Origin of the sequence: Mycobacterium hackensackense, assembly GCF_025822555.1 — a bacterium.
In the GTDB taxonomy this organism is placed as follows: domain Bacteria; phylum Actinomycetota; class Actinomycetes; order Mycobacteriales; family Mycobacteriaceae; genus Mycobacterium; species Mycobacterium fluoranthenivorans.
On the sequence record NZ_JACKUC010000030.1, the window covers coordinates 44,437 to 69,896 of the forward strand.

General features: G+C 66.3%; 24 protein-coding genes and 1 tRNA gene. 10 read left to right on the forward strand and 15 right to left on the reverse strand.

The features are described 5' to 3' along the window. Positions 1-133: 133 nt before the first annotated feature. Complete coding sequence (locus H7J86_RS09600; RefSeq protein WP_267290701.1) at positions 134-268, forward strand: hypothetical protein; 135 nt, start codon at positions 134-136, stop codon at positions 266-268. On the opposite strand, the gene stpK7 is transcribed toward H7J86_RS09600, so the two are convergent. Together stpK7 and H7J86_RS09610 are read right to left on the reverse strand one after the other, a co-directional pair. Next, a complete protein-coding gene (gene stpK7, locus H7J86_RS09605; RefSeq protein WP_267290703.1) occupies positions 269-2,032 on the reverse strand; it encodes a serine/threonine protein kinase StpK7 in 1,764 nt (587 codons plus the stop codon). A gap of 97 nt (positions 2,033-2,129) precedes the next feature. Then, positions 2,130-3,626, reverse strand: a complete 1,497-nt coding sequence (locus H7J86_RS09610; protein WP_267290705.1) for a DUF4407 domain-containing protein — start codon at positions 3,624-3,626, stop codon at positions 2,130-2,132. 223 nt (positions 3,627-3,849) lie between these two features. On the opposite strand from H7J86_RS09610, the gene H7J86_RS09615 reads away from it, so the two are divergent. Beyond that, a complete protein-coding gene (locus tag H7J86_RS09615; RefSeq protein ID WP_090360096.1) occupies positions 3,850-6,213 on the forward strand; it encodes a lysylphosphatidylglycerol synthase transmembrane domain-containing protein in 2,364 nt (787 codons plus the stop codon). A 22-nt stretch (positions 6,214-6,235) separates the two neighbouring features. Further along, positions 6,236-6,721, forward strand: coding sequence for a TspO/MBR family protein (locus H7J86_RS09620; RefSeq protein WP_090360563.1), 486 nt, complete (start codon positions 6,236-6,238; stop codon positions 6,719-6,721). A 36-nt stretch (positions 6,722-6,757) separates the two neighbouring features. Here the strand turns inward: H7J86_RS09620 and H7J86_RS09625 are convergent, their stop codons facing one another. Then, positions 6,758-8,278: a DUF7937 domain-containing protein gene (locus tag H7J86_RS09625; protein WP_267290707.1), complete on the reverse strand. Its 1,521-nt coding sequence runs from the start codon at positions 8,276-8,278 to the stop codon at positions 6,758-6,760. A gap of 119 nt (positions 8,279-8,397) precedes the next feature. On the opposite strand from H7J86_RS09625, the gene H7J86_RS09630 reads away from it, so the two are divergent. After that, positions 8,398-10,173 carry a DUF7159 family protein gene (locus tag H7J86_RS09630; protein WP_267290709.1) on the forward strand — a complete coding sequence of 592 codons (1,776 nt, stop codon included), beginning with the start codon at positions 8,398-8,400 and terminating at the stop codon, positions 10,171-10,173. Positions 10,174-10,340: 167 nt separating this feature from the next. Then, on the forward strand, positions 10,341-11,129 hold the full coding sequence (locus tag H7J86_RS09635) for a cutinase family protein (protein WP_090360103.1): 789 nt from the start codon (positions 10,341-10,343) through the stop codon (positions 11,127-11,129). 59 nt (positions 11,130-11,188) lie between these two features. Here the strand turns inward: H7J86_RS09635 and H7J86_RS09640 are convergent, their stop codons facing one another. The 5 genes from H7J86_RS09640 to H7J86_RS09660 form a co-directional block, all read right to left on the reverse strand. Beyond that, positions 11,189-11,869: an IF2 family translation initiation factor gene (locus H7J86_RS09640; RefSeq protein ID WP_187098265.1), complete on the reverse strand. Its 681-nt coding sequence runs from the start codon at positions 11,867-11,869 to the stop codon at positions 11,189-11,191. A 25-nt stretch (positions 11,870-11,894) separates the two neighbouring features. Next, entirely contained in the window at positions 11,895-12,452 is a 558-nt protein-coding gene (locus H7J86_RS09645) for a CsbD family protein (protein WP_090360107.1), read from the reverse strand. Positions 12,453-12,668: 216 nt separating this feature from the next. After that, positions 12,669-13,673 carry a hypothetical protein gene (locus H7J86_RS09650; RefSeq protein WP_267290711.1) on the reverse strand — a complete coding sequence of 335 codons (1,005 nt, stop codon included), beginning with the start codon at positions 13,671-13,673 and terminating at the stop codon, positions 12,669-12,671. Next, complete coding sequence (locus H7J86_RS09655) at positions 13,670-15,013, reverse strand: Dyp-type peroxidase (RefSeq protein WP_267290713.1); 1,344 nt, start codon at positions 15,011-15,013, stop codon at positions 13,670-13,672. The genes H7J86_RS09650 and H7J86_RS09655 overlap by 4 nt, the downstream gene beginning before the upstream one ends. Continuing rightward, positions 15,010-15,570, reverse strand: coding sequence for a hypothetical protein (locus H7J86_RS09660; RefSeq protein WP_090360567.1), 561 nt, complete (start codon positions 15,568-15,570; stop codon positions 15,010-15,012). The genes H7J86_RS09655 and H7J86_RS09660 overlap by 4 nt, the downstream gene beginning before the upstream one ends. Positions 15,571-15,879: 309 nt before the next feature. On the opposite strand from H7J86_RS09660, the gene H7J86_RS09665 reads away from it, so the two are divergent. Together H7J86_RS09665 and H7J86_RS09670 are read left to right on the forward strand one after the other, a co-directional pair. Next, positions 15,880-16,161, forward strand: a complete 282-nt coding sequence (locus tag H7J86_RS09665) for a hypothetical protein (RefSeq protein ID WP_090360112.1) — start codon at positions 15,880-15,882, stop codon at positions 16,159-16,161. Between the two features lie 51 nt (positions 16,162-16,212). Continuing rightward, positions 16,213-16,557: a heme-binding protein gene (locus H7J86_RS09670; RefSeq protein ID WP_090360115.1), complete on the forward strand. Its 345-nt coding sequence runs from the start codon at positions 16,213-16,215 to the stop codon at positions 16,555-16,557. A 470-nt stretch (positions 16,558-17,027) separates the two neighbouring features. Here H7J86_RS09670 and H7J86_RS09675 read toward each other — a convergent pair whose 3' ends face one another. After that, entirely contained in the window at positions 17,028-17,192 is a 165-nt protein-coding gene (locus tag H7J86_RS09675) for a hypothetical protein (RefSeq protein ID WP_170847339.1), read from the reverse strand. 64 nt (positions 17,193-17,256) lie between these two features. On the opposite strand from H7J86_RS09675, the gene H7J86_RS33370 reads away from it, so the two are divergent. Further along, a complete protein-coding gene (locus H7J86_RS33370) occupies positions 17,257-19,035 on the forward strand; it encodes an alkaline phosphatase family protein (protein ID WP_170847340.1) in 1,779 nt (592 codons plus the stop codon). A 231-nt stretch (positions 19,036-19,266) separates the two neighbouring features. On the opposite strand, the gene H7J86_RS09685 is transcribed toward H7J86_RS33370, so the two are convergent. Together H7J86_RS09685 and H7J86_RS09690 are read right to left on the reverse strand one after the other, a co-directional pair. Next, positions 19,267-19,737, reverse strand: coding sequence for a hypothetical protein (locus tag H7J86_RS09685; RefSeq protein ID WP_267290715.1), 471 nt, complete (start codon positions 19,735-19,737; stop codon positions 19,267-19,269). Positions 19,738-19,835: 98 nt separating this feature from the next. Next, positions 19,836-21,599: a hypothetical protein gene (locus H7J86_RS09690; RefSeq protein WP_267290717.1), complete on the reverse strand. Its 1,764-nt coding sequence runs from the start codon at positions 21,597-21,599 to the stop codon at positions 19,836-19,838. A 634-nt stretch (positions 21,600-22,233) separates the two neighbouring features. Here H7J86_RS09690 and H7J86_RS09695 point away from each other — a divergent pair. Then, positions 22,234-22,461 carry a hypothetical protein gene (locus tag H7J86_RS09695; RefSeq protein WP_267290719.1) on the forward strand — a complete coding sequence of 76 codons (228 nt, stop codon included), beginning with the start codon at positions 22,234-22,236 and terminating at the stop codon, positions 22,459-22,461. Positions 22,462-22,693: 232 nt separating this feature from the next. On the opposite strand, the gene H7J86_RS09700 is transcribed toward H7J86_RS09695, so the two are convergent. After that, a tRNA-Tyr gene (locus H7J86_RS09700) sits at positions 22,694-22,776 on the reverse strand. A gap of 108 nt (positions 22,777-22,884) precedes the next feature. Between H7J86_RS09700 and H7J86_RS09705 the strand changes: the two genes are divergently transcribed. Next, on the forward strand, positions 22,885-23,376 hold the full coding sequence (locus H7J86_RS09705; RefSeq protein ID WP_090360128.1) for a YajQ family cyclic di-GMP-binding protein: 492 nt from the start codon (positions 22,885-22,887) through the stop codon (positions 23,374-23,376). A gap of 71 nt (positions 23,377-23,447) precedes the next feature. On the opposite strand, the gene H7J86_RS09710 is transcribed toward H7J86_RS09705, so the two are convergent. From H7J86_RS09710 to H7J86_RS09720, 3 genes are all read right to left on the reverse strand, one after another. Next, positions 23,448-23,954: a hypothetical protein gene (locus H7J86_RS09710; RefSeq protein WP_267290721.1), complete on the reverse strand. Its 507-nt coding sequence runs from the start codon at positions 23,952-23,954 to the stop codon at positions 23,448-23,450. 432 nt (positions 23,955-24,386) lie between these two features. Then, a complete protein-coding gene (locus tag H7J86_RS09715; protein WP_090360134.1) occupies positions 24,387-24,797 on the reverse strand; it encodes a hypothetical protein in 411 nt (136 codons plus the stop codon). Between the two features lie 195 nt (positions 24,798-24,992). Beyond that, positions 24,993-25,460: a lipoprotein LppJ family protein gene (locus H7J86_RS09720; RefSeq protein WP_090360136.1), complete on the reverse strand. Its 468-nt coding sequence runs from the start codon at positions 25,458-25,460 to the stop codon at positions 24,993-24,995.

Below are 25,460 nucleotides of genomic sequence, written 5' to 3' on the forward strand. Positions count from 1 at the left end.
GGGTCGAAAATCACGGAATCGCAATAAAATTCACGTGGTCGCGTCTGTCGATCAACGTCGCCGGAACCGTCGTGTCAACGTGTATGGTCGGGGAACAGGGACCATCACAGGCCCCCATATCAAAGGGGTCTCCATGGCCGACAAATCACCGCGGCAGAGCATGACGAAGAAGTCCGGTAAGTCACTCAAAGAGAAACGCGCGACCAAGCGCGCCGGCGAAGCCGGGCAGCAGACGACCGAGAATGTCCTGCATCCCAAGAAGCGCTGACTAGGACACCGCGCCGTTGAGTGCGGGTTCGGGGATCATCCCCTTCTCCACACCCCACATCGTGGCGATGGTCTTGTACTCGCCGGTGGAGATCAAGTGCTGCAGCGCCCGCATCAGCGACTGCGCCAGCGCCGACCCCTTGGCCACCGGCCAACCGTAGGGCGCCGCGTCGAACACCTCACCGGCGGGCACCAACGACCCGCCGCTGAGTTTGATGGCGAATCCGGTCACCGGCGAGTCCGCGGACATGGCCGCGATGTCCCCGGCGATCAACGCCGCCGTCACATCGTCCTGGCGGTGGTAGACCACCTTCTCGATGGGCGCGAGACCCGCCGCCACGCACTGGTCGCTCTTGGCGGGAATCTCCACTGTCTCCTGCAGGACGCTGGCCGCCACTCCCACGCGTAGTCCGCACGCCGCATCCGGGCGGACCGTCTGCCCGGCCCGTTGCGCCCAGAGCGTGCCGGCCTCGAAGTAGGTGACGAAGTCGACTGCTTTCTGGCGGTCCGCCGTGTCGGTCACCGATGACATCCCGATGTCGACGGCACCGCTCTGCACGGACGGGATGATCTGATCGAATTCGGTCTCGCGGTACTCCGGGGTCAGCCCCAAGGTGCGGGCCACGGCATTCATCAGGTCGACATCGAAGCCGACGATATCGCCCGCGGAGTTCTTGAACTCGTTGGGCGCGTAGGGCACGTTCACCCCGATCACCAACTTGCCGGTATTGCGGATATCCCCGGGCACGGTCGCGGCGATCGCCGGCACCGACCCGGGCAGCCCACCACCGGCGGCCTCGTGCGGTTCCCACCATTTCCACGCCGCCACCGCACACGCTCCCACCACCACCAGCACCCCGGCCACCACGAGCGCCCGCTGCGGTACCCGGCGACCCGCGCCGGCCTGTGCGCGCTGTGCGGAATGCCGGCCCGAGCGGGTCACCCGAACGGGGGTGTTCACCGCACGCCGGGCGGCCGCCGCCAGCTCGGCCCCGGTCTGGTACCGCTTGGCCGGTTTCTTCGCCATTCCCTTGGCGATCACCTCGTCGAAGGGTTCCAGCCGGGGGTTGAGCGCCGACGGCTTGGGTGGCGGGGTCACCATGTGTCCCGCGATCTGCTGTTCGAGACTGTCGGCCGGATACGGCCGGGTCCCGGTGAGACATTCGTAGAGCACACACGTCAGGGCATAGATGTCGGCGCGCGGATCGGCCTGCCCGCCGTCGAACCGCTCGGGTGCCATGTACGCCAGCGTGCCCAGGGTGCTGCCCGCCGTCGTCATCCCGACCTCACCGGCGACACGCGCCAGTCCGAAGTCGATCAGGTACGCGAAGTCCTGCTTGGTGATCAGGATGTTGGACGGTTTGACGTCCCGGTGAATCAGATCCTGCTTGTGCGCGGCGTCCAGTGCCGAGCCGACCTGTTCGACCACCTTGACCGCGAATTCGGGATCCAGCGGCTTGTCGGTATCGGCCAGGATCGCGCCGAGGGTGCGCCCTTCGATCAGTCGCATGTCCAGGTAGAGCCGGCCGTCGATCTCGCCGAACCCGTGGATCGGCACGACATGTGGGTCGTTGACCCCCGCGGCCGCCTGAGATTCCTGCCGGAAGCGCGCCTGGAAGGTGGCGTCCAGCGCGAGGTTGGGCGGCAACACCTTGAGTGCGACGACGCGTTTGGTCCTGGTGTCGTAGGCCTGGTAGACCTCGCCCATCCCGCCGCGGCCGATCAGCTCCTGGAGCTGGTAGTGCCCGAAAGGTGTCGAGTCCACCGTGTTCCCTCTCGGCGCCGGCCTCTGTGTCGCGTTGTCAGCTGCGTCGCAGTGTCGATCGAAGCTACATCACAGTGGCAAAATTGTCGTCACATGACTAACGGGCCGGCGGCAGCTGACGCCGGCCGGGCAGCTCCGGACGGGGCTCCGCGTCGGCCGGCTCCGGACTCCGCCGGGACGTGACCCGGCCGATGCCCGGGGCGTCAATCCACCCGGACTCGACGGATTCAGCCGGCCCCTCGGGGGCGCCCTCGGTCTGGACGGTCACCTTGTGCGTGCGTCGCAGGGTGAAGTGGATTTCCTCGGTCTCCTCGAAGACCTGCCGCAGCGGTTTGGTGGCGTTGTCGATGGCACCGGCGACGATGGGCGGCACGAAGGGCCGGATCCAGCGCACCGCGGCCTTCGTGACGTCGGGAATGACGGGGATGGCCGCCAGCCCACCACCGCGCTGCGGCTCGGCGACGGCAGGCAGGTTCCCGGACTCCGGCCCGTCCAGCGCCCGGACGCCGGCGGCGTCCGGCAGATACACATCGACCGGTGGCTCGATCTCACGGAACACCGGTTCAGGCCGCACCACCCGCACCTGTTCCCGGGCCTGCAACGCCTGCTCGACGCGGCGACGCTGCTGCTCACGGTCGATCTCGTTCTGCGCCGCGACGGCCAGCCGGGCGCTCTCCAGCTCCTGTTCGGCCCACATCTCCTCGATGGTCGAGCGGACCTCGGCCCGCTTGACCGCGATCGCCGTATCGGCCGCCAGTTCGGCGCGGTGCTGTTCGGCCGCGGCCTGGGCACCCCGCTCGACGGCCGTGGTGCCCCGCCACCGCCGCAGGATCAACGGCAGCACGCTGAGCAGCACCAAGAACATGTCCATCAGGACCCGCAGCACCAGCGGACCCGGATGGGTGCCGGTATATCCGTTCATCGCCGACCAGCGGGCACCCAGACCATTCACCTCGCCGCTTCGGCGGGCGGCCTCCAAAGCTTGTTCTCGACCTGCGATATCGGCGTCCAACCCGGCGGCCCGGCCGCTGCGGTCGGCGACGGCCGCGTCGACCTGGCGTTGCGCGTCGGCGAGGATCTCGTTCGCGGTGCGGGTCTCGGGTCCGGCACCGGGTACACCGGTGATGCGGACCTGCGGGCACTGCGGGGACGGGTTGAACTCGCACCTGGCCACCACGAGGGCCTCGTCGCGTCGGATGTTGGCTGTCGCGACGGCATCGTCGAGGCCGGCCCGGGCTCGGCGTGCCTGATCCAGCTCGGCAGACGCACGCACCACCGCAGGCGCCGAATCGACCTGCGCCGCAAGCACCCGGTCGATCGGTCCGGCGAAGATCACCGTCGCCGCCAGCTCACCGACGACGACCCCGAACGCCGCCGCGACGGCCACCCGGCCCGCCAGCGCCGACCGGCCGCCGGCGCACGCCCAACTCACCACGCCGAACAAGACTCCGGACGCCACTCCCCCAGCCGCCGACGCGACCGCCGGCCACTGCGTCGCGCCGGCCAGTGCCAGCGCGGCCACCAGCGCCGCAAGAGCGCTCGACAGCAACAGCACCGCCGCAGACAACGGTTCCGGTAGTCGCTTCGCACGCATTGAGGCTCCAAACTGTCCGAATTCGATGATGTTCCCCGTCGCGTGGCTCGCCCCCCGGCGATTTCCCGTCGCTTGGCTCGCCCGCGGTGTTCTTCCCGTCGCTTCGCTCGCCCCGGCCGAGCTGCATGCCGAACGGAATCCCTCACGCCGGCCGCGAATACCCCGGATTCTCCCACAGCGCCGGTACCCGTGCTTCGCACGACGAGCGGTTACGTTTGTCCACGTGCGTGTCGACGGCCGGGATATCAGCGTCACCGGGAGCTTGCTTCAACCGTTGACCCGTCGCACCAACGACATCCTGCGACTGCTGCTCGCCGCACTGTTCCTGGCCGCGGTGATCACCAGCTCACTGATCACCCGCAACGACTGGGTGAGCCTGGAACGGTCGGTATCGGAGATCATCGGGGTGCTCACCCCGACCCAGTCCAACCTGGTCTACCTCGCCTACGGCGTGGCGATCCTGGCGTTACCGTTCGTCATCCTGGTCAGCCTGGTGCTGTCGCGGCAGTGGAAACTGCTCGGGGCGTATGCGGCGGCGGGGCTGCTGGCCGTGCTGTCCCTTTCCATCTCCGGAAATGGCATCGCCGCCCCGCAATGGCATTTCGACCTATCCGACCGGCTGGACACCCAGCTGTCCCAGTTCCTCGACGACCCCCGCTGGATCGCACTGCTGGCGGCGGTCCTCACGGTGTCGGGACCATGGCTGTCCCGACGGCTGCGCCGGTGGTGGTGGACCCTGCTGCTGGCATTCGTGCCCATCCATCTGGTGGTCAGCGCCGTGGTGCCGGCCCGCACCCTGCTCGGGCTCGCCGTCGGCTGGTTCGTCGGCGCGCTGGTCGTCTGGGTGGTGGGCACCCCGGCCCTGGAGGTGCCGCTCGACGGCGCGGTCCGAGCCCTGGACCGGCGCGGGTTCGTCGCCACCACGCTGGCGGTCATCCGCCCGCCCGGCCCCGGACCGCTGGTGCTGGCGGCCACCAGCGCCGACGCCACCGCGGTGGTGGAGCTGTACGGACCGAACCAGCGCAGCGGCGGCGCCATGCGTCAGCTGTGGGGCAAGTTCCGGCTGCGCGATGACGAGACCGCTCCCCTGCAGACCTCGATGCGCCGCGCCGTCGAGCATCGGGCGCTGATGGCCATCGCGATCGGCGATCTGGCGCTGGCGAACACGTCGACCGTGGCGATGGCCGCGCTGGATCGCGGATGGACGCTGTACGCGCGCAAACCCGCCTCAGGCGCACCGCTGAGCGCCGAGTCCACCTCTGCCGACGCCGTGTGGTCCGCGCTGCATCTACTGCACGAACACGGCATCGCGCACGGCGATCTGCGTGCCAAGGAGATCACCGTCGATGACCACACGGTGCGGTTCGGCGGGTTCGCCCACGCCGAGTACGGCGCCACCGACCCGCAGCTGCAGTCCGATATCGCGCATCTGTTGGTGACCACCAGTGCGCTCTACGACGCACCGACGGCCGTCGCCGCGGCCATCGGCGCCTTCGGCCGCGACGCCGTGCTGACCGCATCGCGCCGGCTCACCAAATCGGCGGTACCGAAACGGATCCGGGGGGACGTGCCGGACGCGCCGGACGTCATCAAGGCCGCACGCGAAGAGGTGCAGAAGCAGACCGGCGCCGACCAGATCCGACCCGAGGCGATCACCCGCTTCACCCGCGTTCAGGTGATCCAGCTGGTGCTGCTGGTGGCCCTGGTCTACGTCGCCTATCCGTTCATCAGCACCGTGCCGACCTTCTTCTCCGAACTGGGCTCGGCCAACTGGTGGTGGGCGCTGCTGGGCCTGACCGTGTCCGCACTGACCTATGTGGGCGCGGCCGCGGCATTGTGGGCCTGCGCCGACGGGCTGGTCAGCTTCCGCAATCTGTCGATCATGCAGGTGGCCAACACCTTTGCGGCCACCACCACCCCGGCGGGCGTCGGCGGGCTCGCCCTGTCGGCGCGGTTTCTGCAGAAGGCCGGGCTGAGCTCGCTGCGGGCCACGGCCGCGGTGGCCCTGCAACAGACGGTGCAGGTGATCGTGCATGTGCTGCTGCTGATCATGTTCACGACGTTGGCGGGTGCGTCGGCGAACCTGTCGCATTTCGTCCCGAGCACGACGGTGCTGTACCTGGCTGCCGGTGTGGCGCTCGGACTGGTCGGATTCTTCCTGGCCGTACCCAAACTGCGCCGCTGGCTGTCCTCGTCCCTGCGACCGAAGCTCAAGGAGGTCACCGAGGATCTTGTCGAGCTTTCGCGGGAGCCCAAACGGCTCGGGCTGATCGTGCTGGGCGCGGCGGGCACCACGCTGGGCGCGGCGCTGGCGCTGTGGGCCAGTGTCGAAGCATTCGGCGGGGACACGTCTTTCGTCACGGTCACCGTGGTGACCATGGTCGGTGGGACGCTCGCGTCGGCGGCGCCGACGCCCGGTGGTGTCGGCGCGGTCGAGGCGGCACTGATCGGTGGTCTTGCCGCGTTCGGTGTCCCGACCGCGATCGCGGTGCCCTCGGTGCTGCTCTATCGCGTGCTGACCTGCTGGCTGCCGGTGTTCGTCGGCTGGCCGGTGATGCGCTGGCTGACGCGTAACGACATGATCTGACCGCGCACGTATGTTGGTCGGTATGGCCTTTCGTACCAAACTTGCCTCCGCGGCCGCAGTGGCCGCCACCGCGGCGATCGGCGGGTTGGCCAGCCGGCCCGCCCAGTCCCCCTGGTATGAGCAGTTGCGCAAACCGCCCTACCAGCCACCGCGCCAAGCTTTTCCGATCGTGTGGCCGGCGCTTTACGCAGATATCGCCGTCACGTCGGCGGCGACCCTCGACGAACTGGAAGCCCGGGGCGAGACCGCACAACGCAAGGCCTATCTCGCCGCGCTGGCCACCAATCTCACGCTCAACGCGGCGTGGTCGTGGATCTTCTTCAGCCGGCGCAAGCTGGGCACGGCAGCCGTCGCCGCCGCGGCGCTCACCGCAAGCAGCGCGGACCTGACCCGACGTGCCGTGCGGGTGAACGGCGCCAAGGCGGCACCGCTGGGGCTGTACCCGGTGTGGTGTGCGTTCGCGACCGTGCTGTCGACCCATATCTGGGCGCTGAACCGCCGCAGCTAGCGGTGTCCCCCCGTCGCGAGGCGGGTGTGCGCACTGTTACTTCGGGTTCGACGGCCTGCGCTGGATCCGAAGTGCGGTGGTGGGATTCTCCAGCACGGTCGTCGGCGGTGCTTCCATCACCGTCGTCGGATCCTCCCTGCGTCGAACGATTCTCGGCACCGTGGGGGCCTGCGGCACCGGCTGGATGACGGTCGGGGGCTCGGCGGGTGCCGGCGCCGCGGTAGGTGGCTTTGCGCTGACGCGGCGGGAGTGGAGATAGCCCGCCAACGGTCCGGTGAACAGCATCACGGCCAGCACGATCAGGCTGAGCACGCTGATGGTCACGTCGAACGTGCTGGTGATCTGCTGGGCCAGGTTGTTGCCGTAGATCGCGTCGGGGGCGGGGCCGGCATAGCGCGGCGCGAGCGCCACCCCGATTGCCACGTTGGCGACGCTGAAGACGACCAAGACCGCGCCGAACGCGGCGGCCACCGTGCTGTTGGTGAGATTCCGGTGCAGCCACAGCGCGATGACCGCGGTGACGAGGTTGAACACGGTCATCGCCACGCTGTCGTAGAGCGCCCGCGGCAGATCCAGCGACAACGCCACCAGATAGTCGACCACTCGCAATGTCGCGGAGGCGAACGCCCAGAACGCGATGAGTGTCAGGCATTTCTGCGCGGCGCCACGGTAGGCGCCGATGGTCGGCGGCTTGATCAGAAAGACGGCGTACAGCGTCGTCGGCGCGACGATCCCGGCCACGGCGGCCCAGGCGAGATAGCCCTCGTAACCGATCGCGGCGGTCGAGGTGTTCTGGGCGATGCCGTGGAAGGCGTCGATATCGCGCCCGACGCCGGCGATCCAGGTCAGCGTCGCGGCGACCGCCCCCGCGCTGCCGACGGCCGTCGTGGCCAGCCGTGCGGCCGCGGTCTTCTCCGTCAGCCAGCGTGAGGCGATGACGAGGGCGATCAGCGCCTCGGCGCCGTACAGCGCAGTGGTGAGGACGACCCCGACGTCCCGGCCACCGAACGTGCCGTCGGTGACGAACAGATACCGCAGCCGCCAGTACAGATTGAAGGCCACCGAGAGCGTCGCCAAGGCGATCGACAGGAAGCCGATGACCCGCGCCACCGCATACCAACGTCGAAAAGCGTTGTCTTCGATGGTGATCGACGTAATCGGCGGCTGCGCGGCCAGCAGTGCGCCGGCCACCCCGAGCAGCAGGCCCGGCCCGACGCCCGGCGGCACCGCGCCGGTGCCGCCGTGCTGGACGGTTTGCGCCAGGTGATAACCGACGAAGGCGATGGCCAGGAGCACGTAAGGACCGGCCAGCAGCAGCCGGACCCGGCAGACCCGCCGGATCTCGGTCGGCGGACGGACATGCGGGAGGACAGCGGCCCCGACGGCCAGCAGGGTCACCACGACCAGCACGGCGAACAACGCCCCGCGACTGCCCGGCACCCCGAGCCCGAACTGCAGGTTCCACGGCAGCAGCAACGCGAGCATCATCAGCGCGACCGCCAGCCCGTCGCGCACTCGGTTGGCGCGGACGGGGACATGGCCGACGCGGTCGCTCACCCGCCCGATCCTTCCACGGGCGCGGCCGAGACGGTATCGACTTCTGCTCAGCGGCCGGGCTGTGCGGTAGCTTGGAACGGTCGAAGCGTCGGGGTGAGCGCGAGGCGAGGAGTGGATCCGTGGACGTAGTCCTCGGGGTGGCGGTCACCGGACGAGTGGCACGACTGGCGATGATCGATTCGCCGGGGACCCAGGTGTTCGACCAGTATGCGTTCGATCTGCCCGACGGTGAGTCGACCGGGGCACTGACCGAACTCGCCGAGACCATCATCGGTACCTTCCGCGAGGTCACCGATTCGGGCAACCGGCTCGCGGCGACACGACTGTGCCTGCCCGACGCCGCCGAGGCCGAAACCCTGCGACAGACGGTGTCGAGCGCCGGAGTGCAGAACGTCGAGGTGGTGACGGAAGCGGAGGCCGCCGCGGCGCTGGCCCGCAGCCAGGGCGCCGACGCGTCGCTGCTGTTGGCCGGGGACGACACGGTGTCGTTGACCGTGGTCGGCGAGAATCCGGCGTTGACCTCGACGCTGGCCTCGGTGCCCATCGGCGCTGCGGGCGCCGCCGTCGCGTGCGCATCGGTGTTGGCCCAAGCGCCGGCGCACGTGCGGGTGATGCTCACCGGGCAACGCCTCGATCTGGATTCCATTGCGGCAGAACTTCATTCGATGACACCGGTCGAGGTTCCACCCGACGCCGGTTATGCGATCGCCCGCGGCGCGGCGCAGACCGCGAACGCTTCCGGTGCGATCCCCGCGGGGGCGGCCACGCAACTCGCGCCCGCCGTCGATGCCACCCAGGCCGCGCCGGCGATGGATGCCACGCTGGCCGCCCCGATTGCGGACGCCACCCAGGCCACTCCGCTCAATTCGGCCGATACCGAGCTGGCTCCCCAGCTGGCGTATTCGCAGGCCGCCGAGGAGGCCTGGCCGGAGTACCCGGACCTCGGGGAGATCCCGGACGAGGCGCTCGCCGAGTTCGTGCCCGAACAGGCGGATGAGGCGGGTTACCCGGATTCCGATTTCACGACGGCCATCCCGGCGCCGCCGCCGCGGCTCATCTTGATGGGCAGCGCGGTGGGTTTCCTGGTGGTCAGCTTCGCCACCCTGGCCGTCACCGTGGCGGTGAACATCCGGCCCGCGGCCGTCGTCAGCGCGCAACCGCCGCCCACGCAATCGGACACCGTTCCCGGACGGTATCTCCCGCCGGTGCCTCATGAGCCCGACCCGGTGGCCCTGCCGGTCAGTGTGCTGACCCCGCCCCCGGCGGCACCCGCCGCCCCGGTGCGGTCCAGAAGTGTGAGTCCGCCCGCGCAAGCGCCGGTGCCGCAGGCGCCCGCGCCGGTCGAAGCGCCGCCGGCACCGCCGGCGGTCGGCGTCCCGGCGATCCCGATTCCCGTTCCGCCGGTCGTCGTGTTCCCGCCCTTCAATCCGTGGACTCCGCCCACGGTCACGACGACGGTCACCACCACACCGACGACCACCACCACACCGACCACCACCACGACGACCACGCCGACCACGACACCTTCGACGTCGACGACGACTTCGACGTCATCGACTTCGCCTCCGACGAGCACGTCCAGCTCGCCACCACCCACGTCGTCCTCGGAACCCCCGATCGAGCCAGTCACCCCGGTGACCCCGGTCCAGCCGGTGACGCCCGTTCAGCCGGTCACCCCGGTAGAGCCGGTGACCCCGACGGCCCCGGCTTACACGGCACCGAGCCAGGCTCCCGTGCAGGCTCCGGAGCCTGCACCCGTCACGACCGTCGAGGCCCCGCCCGTCACGAAGGCCCCCTCGGGCGGTGAGTCCTCCTCGGCCGGTTCCAGCGGCCGGTCCGGCGGGAGCGGACACTCCGGGCAGGCTCCGGTGACGACGGTGTTGGAGAGCCCGTAGCTAACGCTCGCCGGAGTGCAGACCATCCCCCGCGGCCGACCTTTCCGCGGGTGAGATAGATCACTTGACAACATTGGAATCGCAGCTCACGGGTCCCGACTTATAGCAGGCAGTTGCCACCTCTACGCAGAAGCGATGGCAGAGCTTTCAGAACGGGGACCCATCTCATGAGCTCATCACTGCCGGCCCGCACAGCGGCCGTCACCGCACGGGTGGCGAAATCGACGTTGTTCACCACTCTGGCGCTGGCGGCAATCGTGGTGGGCCTGTTCGCCGGCCCCGTCGCGACCGCCAACGCCGCTGACGACTCCTGCGCGGCCGTCGAGGTGGTGTTCGCACGCGGCACCTTCGAAGGCCCCGGCGTCGGCGCCACCGGCCAGGCGTTCGTCGACGCACTGAATGCCCGGCTGCCCGGCAAGACCGTCGATGTGTACGGGGTGAACTACCCGGCCTCACTGGACTTCGGACAAGCCGTCGACGGAGTGGCCGACGCCGCCAACCGGGTCCAGGCGATCGCCACACAGTGCCCGTCGACCAAGATCGTGCTCGGCGGTTACTCGCAGGGCGCCGCGGTGGCCGGCTACACCACGTCGAGCACCGTGCCGGCCGGGTATGCGCTGCCGGCAAGCATCTCCGGACCGATGCCCGCGTCCGTCGCCTCACACGTCTCGGCCGTCGTCCTGTTCGGTACACCCGACAGCTGGTTCCTGAGCCTGGCCGACCGCAGCGCTCCCCCGATCGCGATCGGCGACCTGTACGCAGGCAAGACCATCCAGCTGTGCGCCACCGGCGACCCGATCTGCTTCCCCGGAGGCCTGGACCGCTCCGCGCACAGCTCGTACAAGTCCAATGGGATGGCCGACCAGGCAGCCGATTTCGTGGTGGGCCGGTTGGGTCTGCCCGCTCCCGCGGCGACCGTCGTGCAGGCCGCGGCCGAAGTAGTGCCCGGGAACTGAACGCCACAAACCCTACGGCCGGAAGCCAGTTGGCTTCCGGCCGTAGGGTTTTTATGGAGCTAGGCGTTGTTGTTCGCGCGTTCGGACTGGCGCTTCTTCTTTTCGATGTCCGCGAGTTGCTCGATTCGGTCGGCCTGGACGCGTTTGGCCGCTGCGTCGCGGCGCTTCTCCTCCGCATCACCGAGCTTGGCCTTGGCCGCGGCGTCGGACCGCTCCTCGGATGCGCGAATCTCTTCCTGGTGCGCGCGTTTGGCGGATTCGATCGTGTTCGTCTGCCGGGCGGCATCCTCGTCGACCCGCTTCTTCGCCTCGGCAGCGCGCTTGTCGGCGTCTTCCTCGGCTGTACGTTTGCGCTCCGCCGCCGCAGATTTGGCATCCTCGACGGCACGTTCCTTGGATTCCCGAGCCTGTCCGATATCGCCGATCACCTTGTCGTGCGTGGCGTCGAGTTCTTCTTCGGCGTGATCGCGTTTCCGCGTCGCGGCGTTCTCCAACCGGGTCGCACGCGACAGCGCGTCGCTGCGTTCGGCGAGCGCCGCACCACGACGCTGCAGGTCCTTATCTCTGAGCACGCTCCCGACAGCAGCGTCCAATAGACCTAAGGAGCGCTCATAGCGCAGCCGGACGGGCGCGTCGGACTCCATCCGCGCGAAGAACCTGTCCTCGGCGACCTGAAGCGGAAGTCGAGCGACCCGGTATTGGAAGCGCAGGACGGCGAGTGGGATTGACGTGACGCTCATGGTGACTCCTCGTTTCTTTCGTTGCTCAGGGCAGGTCGGCTTCGGCGGTCAAACGGTCAGCGCGTTCCCTGATGCGCTGCGCTTCGGCCTGGGCGCCGGCGGTGACGTGCTCGGCGGTCCGGTGGTCGTCGATGGCGCCGGACAGTTCCGCGCTCGCCGCCCGGACATTCGCACGCTCTTCGACTTTCGCCTGGGATACCTCATGCTGCGCGCCGGCTTCGGCCTGGGCCTTCGCCCTGGCCGCGTCCTGCTGGCCGGCCCGCTCCACAGCCTGCTTCTGCGCGGCGTGTTGCGCGCGGACATCGCTCTCGACGACCGCCGCTTCGGCGTTCACGGCAGCACGCGCCTGGGCGCCCTCGATCTTGGCCTCGGCTGCTTCCTTACGGGCTTGGGTGGCCTCGGCGTCGGCCACGGCGTCGACACTGTTGGCTTCCTTGCGCTCCTGGGCCTGGGTCTGCTCGAGTTGGCCCTCCGCGGTCAGGGATTCGTTGCCGGTGACAGCGCCGAACACTTCCTTCGCCTTGCCCTTGACCGAGTCGATCAAACCCTTTCGGGCCTGGTCCGCCTTGTTGTGCTCACTCATATGCTTCTCCTGTCGATAATCGGTGAAAATGCTTGATGCGCCGAGAATTTCCGGTGCCCAGTGACGAGATGGCCGGCTGGTGGCGAACCTGGCGGTTCACACGCGACACAGCGGGTAGGCGCCTCTTGGTGAGGGATACACCGTCTAGCCCCAACTGAAACCCATTTCGGCCGTGGGAGACAGATGTCATAACACCCGCAGGAAGGCCGAGCCGCCTCAGCGCATGGTCGCGAGGTTGTTCCAGAAATTCTTCAGGCTGTCGGTGCCGCCGAACAGTGTGGTGAAGTGCGTCGAGTCGACCAGGACGATGTCACCGGCCCGGTCGTCGGCCGGTGGCATCCAGATCAACGCGTTGAATTCGGTGTTGCCGGCCTCGATGAACGGGTGCGGTCGGCCCACGTCGACCGGCTGACGGCCCAGCAGCCGCAGCGCGTCACTCTCAGGAGCGGTCAACGCGTAGTGCGGCAGGTGCGGGTGGAAGTTGAAGGTGGTGACGTTACGCAACAGTCCCGAGGTGTCCAGGTCGGGGCGCGTGGTCAGCGGTGCGATGTCGCGGGTGCCCGGGATCACCGCGGGCCGCAGACCCCAATTGTTGTACACCGGTATGTCAAGGGCTTTCATCAGGGAGCGGGTGTACTGACTGAACCGCTGTTGGCGGGGGACGAGCGGATCGCCGTGGTGTTGATACTCCACCTGGCGCCGCGCATAGTCATCGGTGTTGCCGACGTCGTGATGCGGTGCCAGCAGCAGGCAGGTGCCTTCACGACGCAACCACTGCCGAATGGCCTCGATCTCCCCTGCCGAGGCTTCCTCCTGACCCAGCACGTGGTCGAGGCCGAAGACCATGAGAGTGTCGCAGTCGTTCAGGACGCGCTCATCGATGGGCAGGTGGTAGCCGGCCTGGTCGATGCGCTGGAACACCGCTACGGGGTGCCCGGTGGCGTCCTCGGCCAGTTCCTGGAAGGCCAGTGTGGAACGGTGGAAGAGCTCCAGTGTTCCTGCGATGCCCTGCAGGAAATGTGCGGCGTCGTACTCGGGTGTCTCGTAGGCCGGCCACAATGCACTGCGGACCTCGGTGATGGTGGAGAAGCGATTCTCCATCGCGGCCGGGTCCCGTTGCGCCTCCCAGGGGTAACTCCACGTCCAGTAAATGCTGATCCTGCGTCGCCCGTTGTGCGGGCGGGGCACCTGGGTCTGGTTGTAGGTGCGTGCACCGGTCATCGCCGATCCTCGCTCTCGAGCCCCACCAGGTACCGCAGTGCCGAGATGCCGGGCAGGAAGAAGTAGGCGCCACCCTTGAGAGTGGTGAACGCGGGGATTCCCTTGTGTACCTTACGGATCGGCCGCTTAGGTACGGTGAAGTCCAGGGTACCGTCCTGGGCGCCACAGATCGGATCGTGTTCGTTGCCGAGTTCGTGGAAGTGCTTGTCGTTGATCCAGACGTTTTGCGCGAACTCGAACTGGCGCACCAGATCCGCGCAGATGATGAACGCCGCGATGCCGCGGTCCAGGCCATCATCAGGTGCGCCGTCGGGCAACGCCGGACCATAGGTGGCGCCCCGGCGGATCATCCGGCGCCGGTTCATGTAGTGCGCGGTGTCGCGAGGATTGAGCCGGCGAGCGTGTGAGCCCAGCGGGCAGGCGTACCCGAACGGATCCATCTTCTTGTAATTGAAGTCGTTGTTGCGCATCGGATCGGCGCCCAGTTCGGGATCGTCCGTATCCGGTGCCAGCACCAGCGGCGCTCCACTGCGCCACCGACCCATGAACTTGGCCGCGAGCAGATCCTGCCCTTCGGGCGTCTCCGCGTTCTCCCGCAGATAGTCGCGGAACACCGCGACATGTTCCTCCAGCCGTCGGTAGGCCATGAAGCTGCCATTGCGTGACAACACCTCCGGCTGCGGCAGGTTCGCGACGGGTCCGGCTTCGTCCGGATAGCCGAGGACGAACTCACCCGGTTCCAGTGGGTCACCCGAACCGGGTGTCGCCTCCTCACCGGATCCCTTGATCACCGGCTGGGACAACCGGTCCCGAAAGCCGAAATGGTCATGGGCATAGTTGAACGGCGGAGTCGCATTGAGATCCAGGTACGACAGGCTGCGCACCCCGTCGGTACGGGCCAGCAACTTATCGTGCTCGGCGATGGATCGCGCACACTGTTCATCGGTGCGGGAGAAGAGGATTGCGATCGCATGCAGATCGTCACCGGCCAGCCCGCCGACCCAGCACTCCGGGGCGCTGGTTCCGGTATCGCCCAGGATGCCGGCTCGGGAGCTCATCCCCTCGCGGAACTCGTCGGGGAAGGTCGCCAGTGAATCCTCCGGCACCCCGAGAGCGCGCAGCCCCGTCCAGGTGAACGCCAGCGTGACCCACCGATCAGACTCGGCCATCGAGGCGACCGCGTCCGCGGCCGACTGGGTCTTGTCGAGCAACTCGGAGAGCCAGGTGCGTCCACCGGCCGGGGTGTCGAAGGTCAGGAACTCGTACCGCCCCGTGATCGCCGGGGTGCGGGTGAGCAGGATGTGCTGGATATCGTCGAGTTCCAGCCCGACTCCGCTCACTGCATCTGATCCAGCATGTCGGAGAACGCGGCCTTGAGCCGTAGCGCCTTCTTGATCTCATCGGCGGTCACATAGGGATACTCGCCGTACTCCAAGAAGCTCGGCACCTGGTGATCGCGGACGAACTTGACGAAGGCGTCCGGATTCTCCTTCCAGTCCTCGGGGAAACCTTCGAGGTTCGTGAAGACGGTGGTGATACCGGTGGCGCTGAACAGCTGGACCGCGTCCTCGGTGTACTTGTCGAAATCGGTGTCGAAGATGCCCATGTACTGGAAGTGCAGGCCGGAGCCGATGTCAAAGAGATTCCACCGCAAGTAGTGCAATTTGAGCGGCGCCAATGCCTCTGGACTCGCCGCGATGGTCTCCTCGATGGTCTTTCCGTACGCTCGAACCGTCGCCTCGCGACCCGCCTTCACCTTGGCGATGATGGAGAATCCGTGGCACGCCGGTGTCCGGGGATAGATCGGACCGTAACGGCCCCGCTCGAGCTCGAAATAGCCTTCCGGCGGAAGCGCCAAGGCCGCCGGTTTCGTCCAATCACGATCTTCAGCCGCCATCTCGACCACCCATCTCGGGTCAGTGATTCGACGCGAACACTAACACCGGGGGTGCGGCATGCACACGAGATCGACATATCGCCCCGAATGTGGTGATCACTGTCTGTCGCAATAATTTTCGTTGACAACGAAAGCTATTTGATGAGAACCGCTAATCATATTTCGGTACTTCGTAGTCGGAAATATCGACCGGAAAATGCGAATCTGTATCCGCGTACGCCCTACCGGATTACTCTCCAGCGATACCGACTCAGGCGCGGCATCCAGGAATACGCGCGGTGGGCCGCGTAACCCACCGAGGGGGTCATCATGCGACCACAAATACGCTGCATCACTCTGGGGCTGGTGCCCCTGATACTCATGACCGTCGGCAGTATGGCCGCGCCGTCGGCATCGGCCGACTGTACGAATGCCGGCTACGCCACCGTGTGCGCGCAGGGCGAGGTGCGCGGCGGTGGCCCGACCCCGCCGTCAGTCGTCTACCCCTCCTATTGCGCAGACCCGTGGTACTGCGATGACGATTGGAACGTGGACGTGATCTGGGACCCGGGCCGTCCCGGCCGCCCCGGCGGTATCGGACCGCGTCGCTGAACAATGCCTATCCCGTGCCGTGACCCTTTCCATCGACGAGGAGCCTCAAACATGTTGATTCGAAACCTGATTGGCGCCGGCTTGATCGCGGGGGCGATGATCGCCGGCACCTCGGCAACCGCAGCGGCCGATCCGCCGAACTGCACCGCCGCCGACCTTGCCGGGGTGATGTCCGGCGTGTCCGCGGCAACATCGACCTACCTGTTCACCCACCCGGATGTGAATGCCTTCTTCACCGGGCTCAAAGGCCAGACGAGGGACGAGATGCACACCTCGATCAAGGCCTACTTCGACGCGAATCCCCAAGTGAGCGACGAACTCAGGGCCGTCCGGCAACCCGCGGCCGATTTCCGGGACCGCTGCAACGCACCGATGCCCGATATGCCCATGGGCTGAGGGTCCACACGTGCAACCCGTTTGAATGTCCCTTCGGGTCGACGCACCGGCGAATTCACGCGATACAGGTAGCCCGACGAATACTCACAGCTTTCTCGCAGCCAGAGGTTGGATTGCAGACGCCAACTCTTCCTAGGGTGACGGTTACCGCCCACGGCGGGCGGGCGAAGGGGACCAGACATGGGTAGCTCACGCTTCGTAGGCCGAGTCGGCGCTCTGGCGATGTTTCTCGGCGTCGGCGTATCGCTGACCACTGCACACGGGATCGCGTACGCCGAACCGTCCCCGACCACCGCCTCGACGACCGTTGCAACGCCAAGCAGTGGCGATCAGCCCGCCGCCGGCGGTACTGATCTCCACACGCAGGCCCCGAAGCACAAGCAAGACCCGTCGGCCGCCACGCCAACGACGGCAACCGATGCCGAGCCGCTGTCAGATGCTGCAGTCCAGAAAGAAACGCGAAAGCCTCGTCACAATGCCGACGAAAGCACCCACCACGGCAGCGGCACGCCACACACCGCACTGACCTCGCCTTCGACTTCGACAGCGACGCCGAAGGCCACCGAGGAACCACCCGTTGCGGCAAGAAAAGTCCCTTCGCCGAAACCAAGCACCACCGCAGCGGCTACGGCCACCCGCCTCTCCGAACAGCCGACAGCGTCAGCGACGGTCGTTCCGGCGGCCGCTACCCGAACAGCGGTGGCCACCGCTCCCCATGTGCTGGGGCACGTGGTCACCGTGGCCAAGCAGCTCATCGAAAAGGCGCTGGGTCCGCTCGTGTCGACGCTGCCGTCGAACGTGCCGGCTCAATCGCCCGTGCTGTGGACGGTCCTGGCCTGGGTCCGTAAGGAGATCGAGACGAATCTCTTTCCCGTCCATGTGGTTTCCCCGTGGTCGGTCACCAGCCCCAACCTGCTGGTCAACGGCAGTGCAGAACTCGCCGACCCGTCGCTCACCGGCAACAGCTCGGTGACCATCCCCGGCTGGACCGTGACCGGTACCCCGACCGTCATCAGATACGGCACAGCGCGTGTCATCCCCTTGGGTCTGTCCATCCCAGGCCCGACGTTGCCAGCCGTCTTCAACTTCCCCAGCGATCGCCCCGTCACCGGAGACACGCAGTTCATCGGAGGGGGCAACGTCGCAACCTCGACGCTGTCGCAGACGGTCGATCTGACCGGCGCAGCGTCAACCATCGACGCCGGCTCAACCCCGTACAAGCTCAGCGGATGGCTCGGCGGCGCGTCGATCGATCCGTCGGCGGCCTCGATCACCGTCCGCTTTCTCGACGGCAACGGCGCTCAGTTGGGGGTCGGGAAGATCGGCCCCGTCACAGCCTTGGACCGTTGGTTTCAGACCGGACTGCTCGAACGGAGCACGTCGGCCGTCATTCCGGTCGGCACCCGCTCGGCACAGGTGGTCGTGACCCTCAGGGATTCAAACCCCGCGACCCTCGGCTACAACAACGCATTCGCCGACGACCTCGCCTTCACCGTGGGCGCGGCACTACCGGCGCCGCCGCCACCCGCCCCGCCGGCATCGACGGTCGGCCAGCTCGACCACGTCTTCATGGTCTACATGGAGAACAAGGGGTATGGCGACATCGTCGGCAGCCCCAACGCGCCCTACCTCAACAGCCTTGTCAACGCGTACGGCGTCGAGACCAACTACTACGCGCTGACCCATCCGAGCGACCCCAACTACTACCCGATTCTCGGTGGTGCCGACTTCGGCTACAGCTTCAACTGCGCGACCAACTGCATCGACGCACGCAACCTCGCCGACAACATCGAAGCGGCCGGCAAGACGTGGGCGGGATACGCCCAAGGCATGTCCGCAGCGGGACCCTACACCGCGACCAGCGACTACGCGCCCGACCAACTGCCCTTCCTGGCCTACCGCGACATCTACAACGACCCGGCCCGCGCCGCCGCGCACCTGTTTCCGCTCACCCAGCTGGCGACCGATCTCTCGTCACCTTCCACCGCACCCAACTTCGCCTGGTTCGCGGCAAACGAGGCGAACAACATGGAAGGGCCCATCGACTCGCTCACGGGTGTCCTCAGCTACATCGGAGGTCTGTTCACCAAGCACCAGTACAACGTGAAGGCGGGTGATCAGTTCCTGCAGAACACCGTTCCCGCGATCCTGAACTCAGCGGTGTGGAACGACCCCACGCAAAAGAGCGCACTCTTCATCACCTTCGACGAAGACACCGACAACATTTCACTGGGCTTCGGCAACGGCGGAAATCACGTCCTTACCATCGCGATCCCCTCGCCGGGTGCGATCAGCGCCGGGATGCGTTCAGGACCGTTCACCGACGACAGCTACGCCAACCACTACAGCCTGCTGCGCACCATCGAAGACTCACTCGGACTGCCGTCCCTGACCGACAACGACACCTACGCCCAACCGCTGAACGGCCTCTGGACAACATCGCCGACGAACCCGGGCACCACACCCGTCATTCTCTGAGGACGTCGCCCCCCAGACACGCATCTGGCCCCCTCCGTAGAGGGAGCCAGACCAGGCGTGGCAGGTACAGGATTCGAACCTGTGTAGGTGAAGTGCAGCGATAGTTTCAACGGGCACCTAGGCATCCACACCCGACTCGCCTGTGTTAGTGACAACTACGGACGTCTTGAGCAGAATCCACGCATGGAGATCCTGACCTGAGGTGCTCACCCGCACGTACCCGAGTCGCTGTCACGTTGGCAGTATGAGCACGTTGATGTCGGTGGGCCCGGAGATCGGGTACTCGCCTGGCTCGGGAAGTTCGTAATGCACAGTCTGGATGGCTTTCTCCGTGAAGATCTGCAAGTGCACGATGCCGGGGCTGAGGTGCAGTTGCTGCTCTTCGGGAGGTGTGCCGAGGTAGGCGCCGACTGCAAGGGTCCCAGTTGTCAGTTCCAGATCCCCGTCGAAGGCCCGCTCTCCGAGGCCCACAGAATCTGTTCCGCGATAGACCCGCACACGGACAAGCCGCTCAGTCATCTCGGATTCGTCCTGACTCATCGTGTAAACGTCGATCGAGTGAATCGTTGACCAGCACCAGATCTCGGTCTTGAAACCCTCGGGGACTCCAGGCCGATCGTCTGTGTCGAGATCCTCGATACTGATCGTGCTACCCCACGGGTCCACTTCGACGTCGAGGAGCAGTTCGTTATCACTCGCCATCGTTTCCCTCCTTCGGTGCTTCGGTCGGCCCTGGTAGACCTACTGGTAGAGGACATTTGACCGCAGATCAGTGCTCTCCATGTCGGCCGCTATCGGCCTTATGGCTTTTTGTGGTTTATCTTGCTCTTTTTCTTCTTCTTCTTGTCGTTGGTCTTCTTTTTGCCACTAGTGTCCGAATCGCGGTCAGCACCGGTTTGATTGCTGCCTTGGCGGGCGGTGTTCAGGGCGTTGTTGCGGTGCAGGTTGGCAGTGTCTTGCGCGTGGGTCTGCTGCTCGACGCGCTGGTCGCTGGGTGACGATAGGCGTTGTTGCTGGTCGTTGTAGCGCTCCTGTGCGCAGGGTCCGCAGCGGGTTTTGCCGTCGGTGCCCCGGTAGGCGAATTCCTGGGGGTCTCCGCCTTTGAGCCCGTGGCGCTGTGTCAACGCCTGTAGCAGTTTGCGCTCTTTGGCGCTTTCGATCTCGTCTAAGTGGCGGACGCTAGACCGGCCGTTGCGGCTTTCTTGGACAGAGGCCGGCGGTGACTCATCGCGAACCTTGCCCGTCTGGGGCTCGATCTTGCGCGTGTTCAGGCGCCGGTTGGTCGGAATGTTCTTTGGGAATTCGTGGGTGAGCTGTCCTGGGATGGTTTCGAACTTGTGCTGGGTATGACCGGGCATCTCGACCTCGTCGTACACTCCGGCCGGGGCCTTGGTCGTGTAACCACAGTCCAGTTTGCATCCCGGATCCAGTGTCTCAGGAACGTAATCCTTCGGCGTCGAGGCAGTACGTCCGGCATCTGGAAGGTCTGTGCGCAGCGGCGGATTCGGTCGCTCGTGCGGTGGCGCGTTCGCCGCGGCGGGCGTTCCGACACCGGGTTTAGGGGTTACCGCGCCGGCGATGTCGTTGGCCAGCTGCGGTGACGGAGTGGGGGTGACGGGCTTCACCACTGTGGCGTCGCGTAGAGCACCTTCGGCGACGTCGTCGCCGAATTTCTGCGCCCCGCGTTCAACGGCGGCGGTCACCCCTTTTTGGATGCTGCGGGCGGGGCTGATGTAGTTGGTGACTTCCAGGGCGTCCCCTGCCGCCCCCAGGAGCTGGTTGGTGGGATCGGCGGCCGCGGCTTTCTGCACCAGCCCCGTCGTCCCCGAGAGGACCAGGCTGGCCCCGAGGCCGGAACCCACTCCGGTCACCACAAGCGCACCGCCGCCGATGATTTCGGCGGATTCGACCGGGTTGTTCTTGATCCCGGTGACCAGTGCGCTGCCGGCAGCTTGCAGAGCCGCGCCGTTGGCGCCGCTGGTACTGGCGTGAGTGAAGGCGTCACACCCCGAGATGCACGGGTCGACGTACACCGGCCACACCGTGGCGGCATCGGGGTGGATCACCTGGGCCAGCAGATACAGTCCGGGCCGGATCCGCTGTGTCACAAAAGCACTCGGCACAAGAGTGCCGTGGCTGTCACGGGCCTGCGGTGCGGCAATCGTGGCGATGGTGGTTGCCGCTGGGGTGGCCTGGTTGACGGTGATGGTTCCGTCGGTGTGGGCCAGCATCACCGTGTCGGCCGGGGTGCGCAGGAACATCGGCACTGTGGGCAACGCCTGCCCATCGGCGGTCGCAGCGCCCGAAGCGTTCGTGGCGGGTCCGGGGATGCGGGTGATGGTGCGCCCACCCGCGCCTTTGTTTTCGGCGATCACGCTGAAACCGGCGCCGCGGTCCGGGTAGACGACCTGGCCGTCCGCGGTGGTCTCGCCGGCCCCCAAACCGGCGGGCAACACCAGTTGCACGCGACGCCCGTCGGTGGTGGGCAGATCCCAGCCCGCCACCGGATCAGTAGGAATGTTCGCCGACCTCGCCGCAGCGCTCAGCGCGTCATCGGAAGCCAAGGCGGTCCCGGCGAACGCCGCAGACGCGGCAGACGCTATCGACTGGGCATCTGGGGGCGGCCCACCAGCATCAGTGGGCCCAGCGGGTGTCAACCAGTGCACCCCGCCGACAACCAACGCCAGCGCGGCCACCAACGTCACGGCCAATTGCGCCCACCACCGGACACCCCACCGCGGCCGGTCACCCGGCAGAAAATCCCCCACGACCCCAACCCCCTACTTAGCCCAACATCGCCCGCCAGCTACGACGGGCATCTGCAAGGTGTAGTCGGGAACCAACCCCAAAACCGAACGGTGATCTAGCGCACAGCAACCAATCCCTGCCGATTAGCGGTGCGATCGTCGGCGGATACGAACCCAGAAAGGACAGCTATGAACAGCGAAGACACAAAACGCATTTGCGTGACTCAGTTGTCATCACCGCACGTCAAGCAACAATTCATGCGCTATCCCGAAGAGTGTCGACCCACCGACCCGTTCCCTCGATCGAGCAACAACTCCACGGTCCAGTTACGCCGCGTGACCGAAACTGTCACCTGATCGTGCAGCAGACCCGAGCGATGCGAGCAGTCGTCTGGTTGCCTATGTCGATGCTCCTGCAGAACGCCAGGGCCAAGCTACTTACCCCCTGGGAGTGAATGACATGCTCAAACACATCTTCAGCTTCACTTACTGCGTCGCGTTGGCACTGGTCTTCCTCGCCGTTCTGCGTACAGGAGGGTGGCTGAGCGCAGGAATCTTGGCCCTGCTGTTCGCCGGAATTTCATACCTGAACAGAGCACGATTTCAGTTCTGGCGCGGCAAAGGGTTGTTCTTCAGACAATCACCGTCTCATCCTTGCGAGGACGAGACGGAGCGGTGAATCTCGCCACGAGCCAGTCGGCGAGATCGACGACTCGCAACTGTTCACAGCGGTGCGAACTCTAAGCGGGGGGGCTCCGTCAGACACGGTCAGACAGGCCGGTGGGCTGTCCGTACACGAACAGACATGCGGAGTTCTACGCGCAGAGTTACCCGCACCTTGCGACAATCCGTGACAGTTCCGCCCCCAGATACGCATCTGGCCCCCTCCGTAGAGGGGGCCAGATCAGGCGTGGCAGGTACAGGATTCGAACCTGTGTAGGCGTTAGCCGACGGATTTACAGTCCGCTCCCATTGGCCGCTCGGGCAACCTGCCGGGTGTCGCACTCCGGGACTCCGGTTTGGTGCGAAGAGAAGGGTACAACGAGGATGTACCGAAGACGAAAACGGCCCATACCGAGAGCACACCGAGAGGGAGGATCCAATGGCGGATTCCAGCTTTGACATCGTGAGCAAGTTCGACCGCCAGGAGGTCGACAACGCGCTCAACCAGGCAGCCAAGGAGCTGTCGACCCGCTTCGACTTCCGCGGCACCGACACCACCATCGAGTGGAAAGGTGAGGAGGCCATCGAGATCGTCAGCTCCACTGAAGAGCGCGTGAAGGCCGCGATCGATGTCTTCATCGAGAAGTTGGTGCGCCGCGACATCTCGATGAAGGCGTTCGAGGCCGGCGAGCCGCAGGCCTCGGGCAAGACCTACAAGGTGACCGGCACGCTCAAGCAGGGCATCACCAGCGAGCAGGCCAAGAAGATCACCAAGATCATCCGCGACGAAGGACCCAAGGGCGTCAAGGCGCAGATCCAGGGCGACGAGGTCCGAGTCAGCTCCAAGAAGCGCGACGACCTGCAGGCCGTCATCTCGCTCCTGAAAGGCGCCGACCTCGATGTCGCCCTTCAGTTCGTCAACTACCGCTGAGTCCAGATACACCATCCCGATACGCAGAGAGCCCGGAGACCACTGTCTCCGGGCTCTCTGCGTTGGTTCTGCTACGACTCGGGATCCGTGCCACCGTTGAGAATGGCGCGAACGAACTGGCCCGGTGCGGCCGCAAGGCCACCGGCGATCTGCCTCGGCGCGTTCGCCAAACCGTTGGCGATGTTCTGCGGCGCGGTGACAATCTGTCCGGAGCCCACAACAGCCTGAGCGGGCAATGTCGCGATGCTACCCAAGAGCTGTCCGGGCACTGCCGGCAGACCACAGCTCGTCACCGTGTTTCCATCTCCATCCGGAGGGCAGCCCTGGCTGAGCAGCTGACCCGGCGCACCCGCCAAACCACAGGAGCTCTTGTACCCCGAACCGTCGGTGGGCTGATCACAACCCACGCCGGCGAGTTGCGCCGGCGCCTTGGCCACATTGTCGGCGATGGTGCACGGGATCGAGGTGAACCCGGGCGCACAGCTCGCCTGCGCGGGTGCCGCGGTCGCGAAGCCACCCAGGCCGGCGATACCGGCGGCTCCGAGTACCGCGGCGACGAAGATGAGAATTCTCTTCACTGCTACTCCTATATGGGATGGCGAATTGCCAGGGCGCGAACGAATTGTGCTCAGCGTAGCCCAACTCTATCCATAGCGCGCTTATGTTGTGGCCGCGACAGCAACGATGAAAAAGCTGCCAGAAATCCCGTGAGCTGTTGGTTTATCGCCGATACTGACGGACCTGCAAGTTTGTCGCGCAATCGCGGTGAAAAACATTGCGATATCAACTATCCCTCAGCGGCGGTTATTTGCGAATGCAAGAAAAGTTGCTGCAACTAACTTGCGATATCAAATAAATTCAGTCCAGACCGGCCAGGTGCGTGAGCGGACGACCCCCTAGATCGCGCTTCGTCCAGCCACCGCCGAAGCCTCTCGCCCGACGAGCTCGAGCACCAAAGCAAGGAGCCCGGAGACTATCGTCTCCGGGCTCCTTGCTTTGGTACAGCCGTACTACTGCGACTCGGGGTCCGTACCGCCGTGAGTGATGGCGCGGACGAACTGGCCCGGGGCGGCCGCAAGGCCACCGGCAAGCTGCCCCGGCGCATTCCCCAGGCTGTTGGCGATATTCTGCGGCGCCTGGAGCACATTGGCAGCGATCGTCGTCGGCGCGTTGACGACCGTCTGCGCGCCGGCAGCAGCCTGTGTCGGCAGGGTCGCCACACTGTAGGCGAGCTGCAGGGGCGCCGCGGCGAGGCCACCCGCGAGCTGCCCGGGCGCCGCGGCCACGTTCGTCACGATCGTGCACGGGATCGAGGTGAATGACGGCGCGCACGCCGCCTGCGCGGGCGCAGCGGACGCAAAGGCAAAACCGCCGAGGCCGGCGGCGCCGATCATGCCGGCGACGATGAGGGTGCTCTTCACTGAATTCTCCCAGGGATCGAGATGTTGTTGCAGACGCAAAGATGAGTAGGCTCAGAGTAGCGCCTATGCGAGAACTTTGTCGGTCAGATGAATGACATCTCGTGTACGCCGACTGGGCGACAAAACAGGTTCGCCAAGGAACCGGCCGAAACGCAGCCGTGAATTCGTTATGCGGGAAGAACTCCGGAGCCTCGTTCAGCTGTCGCTGAGAAGGTCCTCAGTAATCGGACGGCCGACCGTCGCCCCATCGTCGCGATGGTCGGTGCCATCCCGGCACTCACCGAATACCGTGAAGGCGAGTCGGCCCGGCGCATGTGCCCGCCCCATCACCACCATCACGCCGTCCTTGTTGATGACGGTGCCGTACGGCTTCTTGCCCGGCGGCGGTCCGTCGGTCCAGCCGGCGGCCACCATCGCGGCGGCCACCTGCCGCGCGTACACGTCGGGCGCGATATCGGCGGGCAACTCCGAGCTCATCTCCACCCTGCCGCGGTACGGCGGCTCGCCCTGGTCGTTGCACGACTCGAACGAGAAGCCGCCCGAGACGTCCCGCAGGCCGGCGACCCTCCGCAGTTGCCTGCCGACGTCGACCACCTGCTGGGTCGACTGCTCGGGCGTCAGCGGATTCGCCGGTTGACCGGCATCGGGATGTGTGGGATTCAT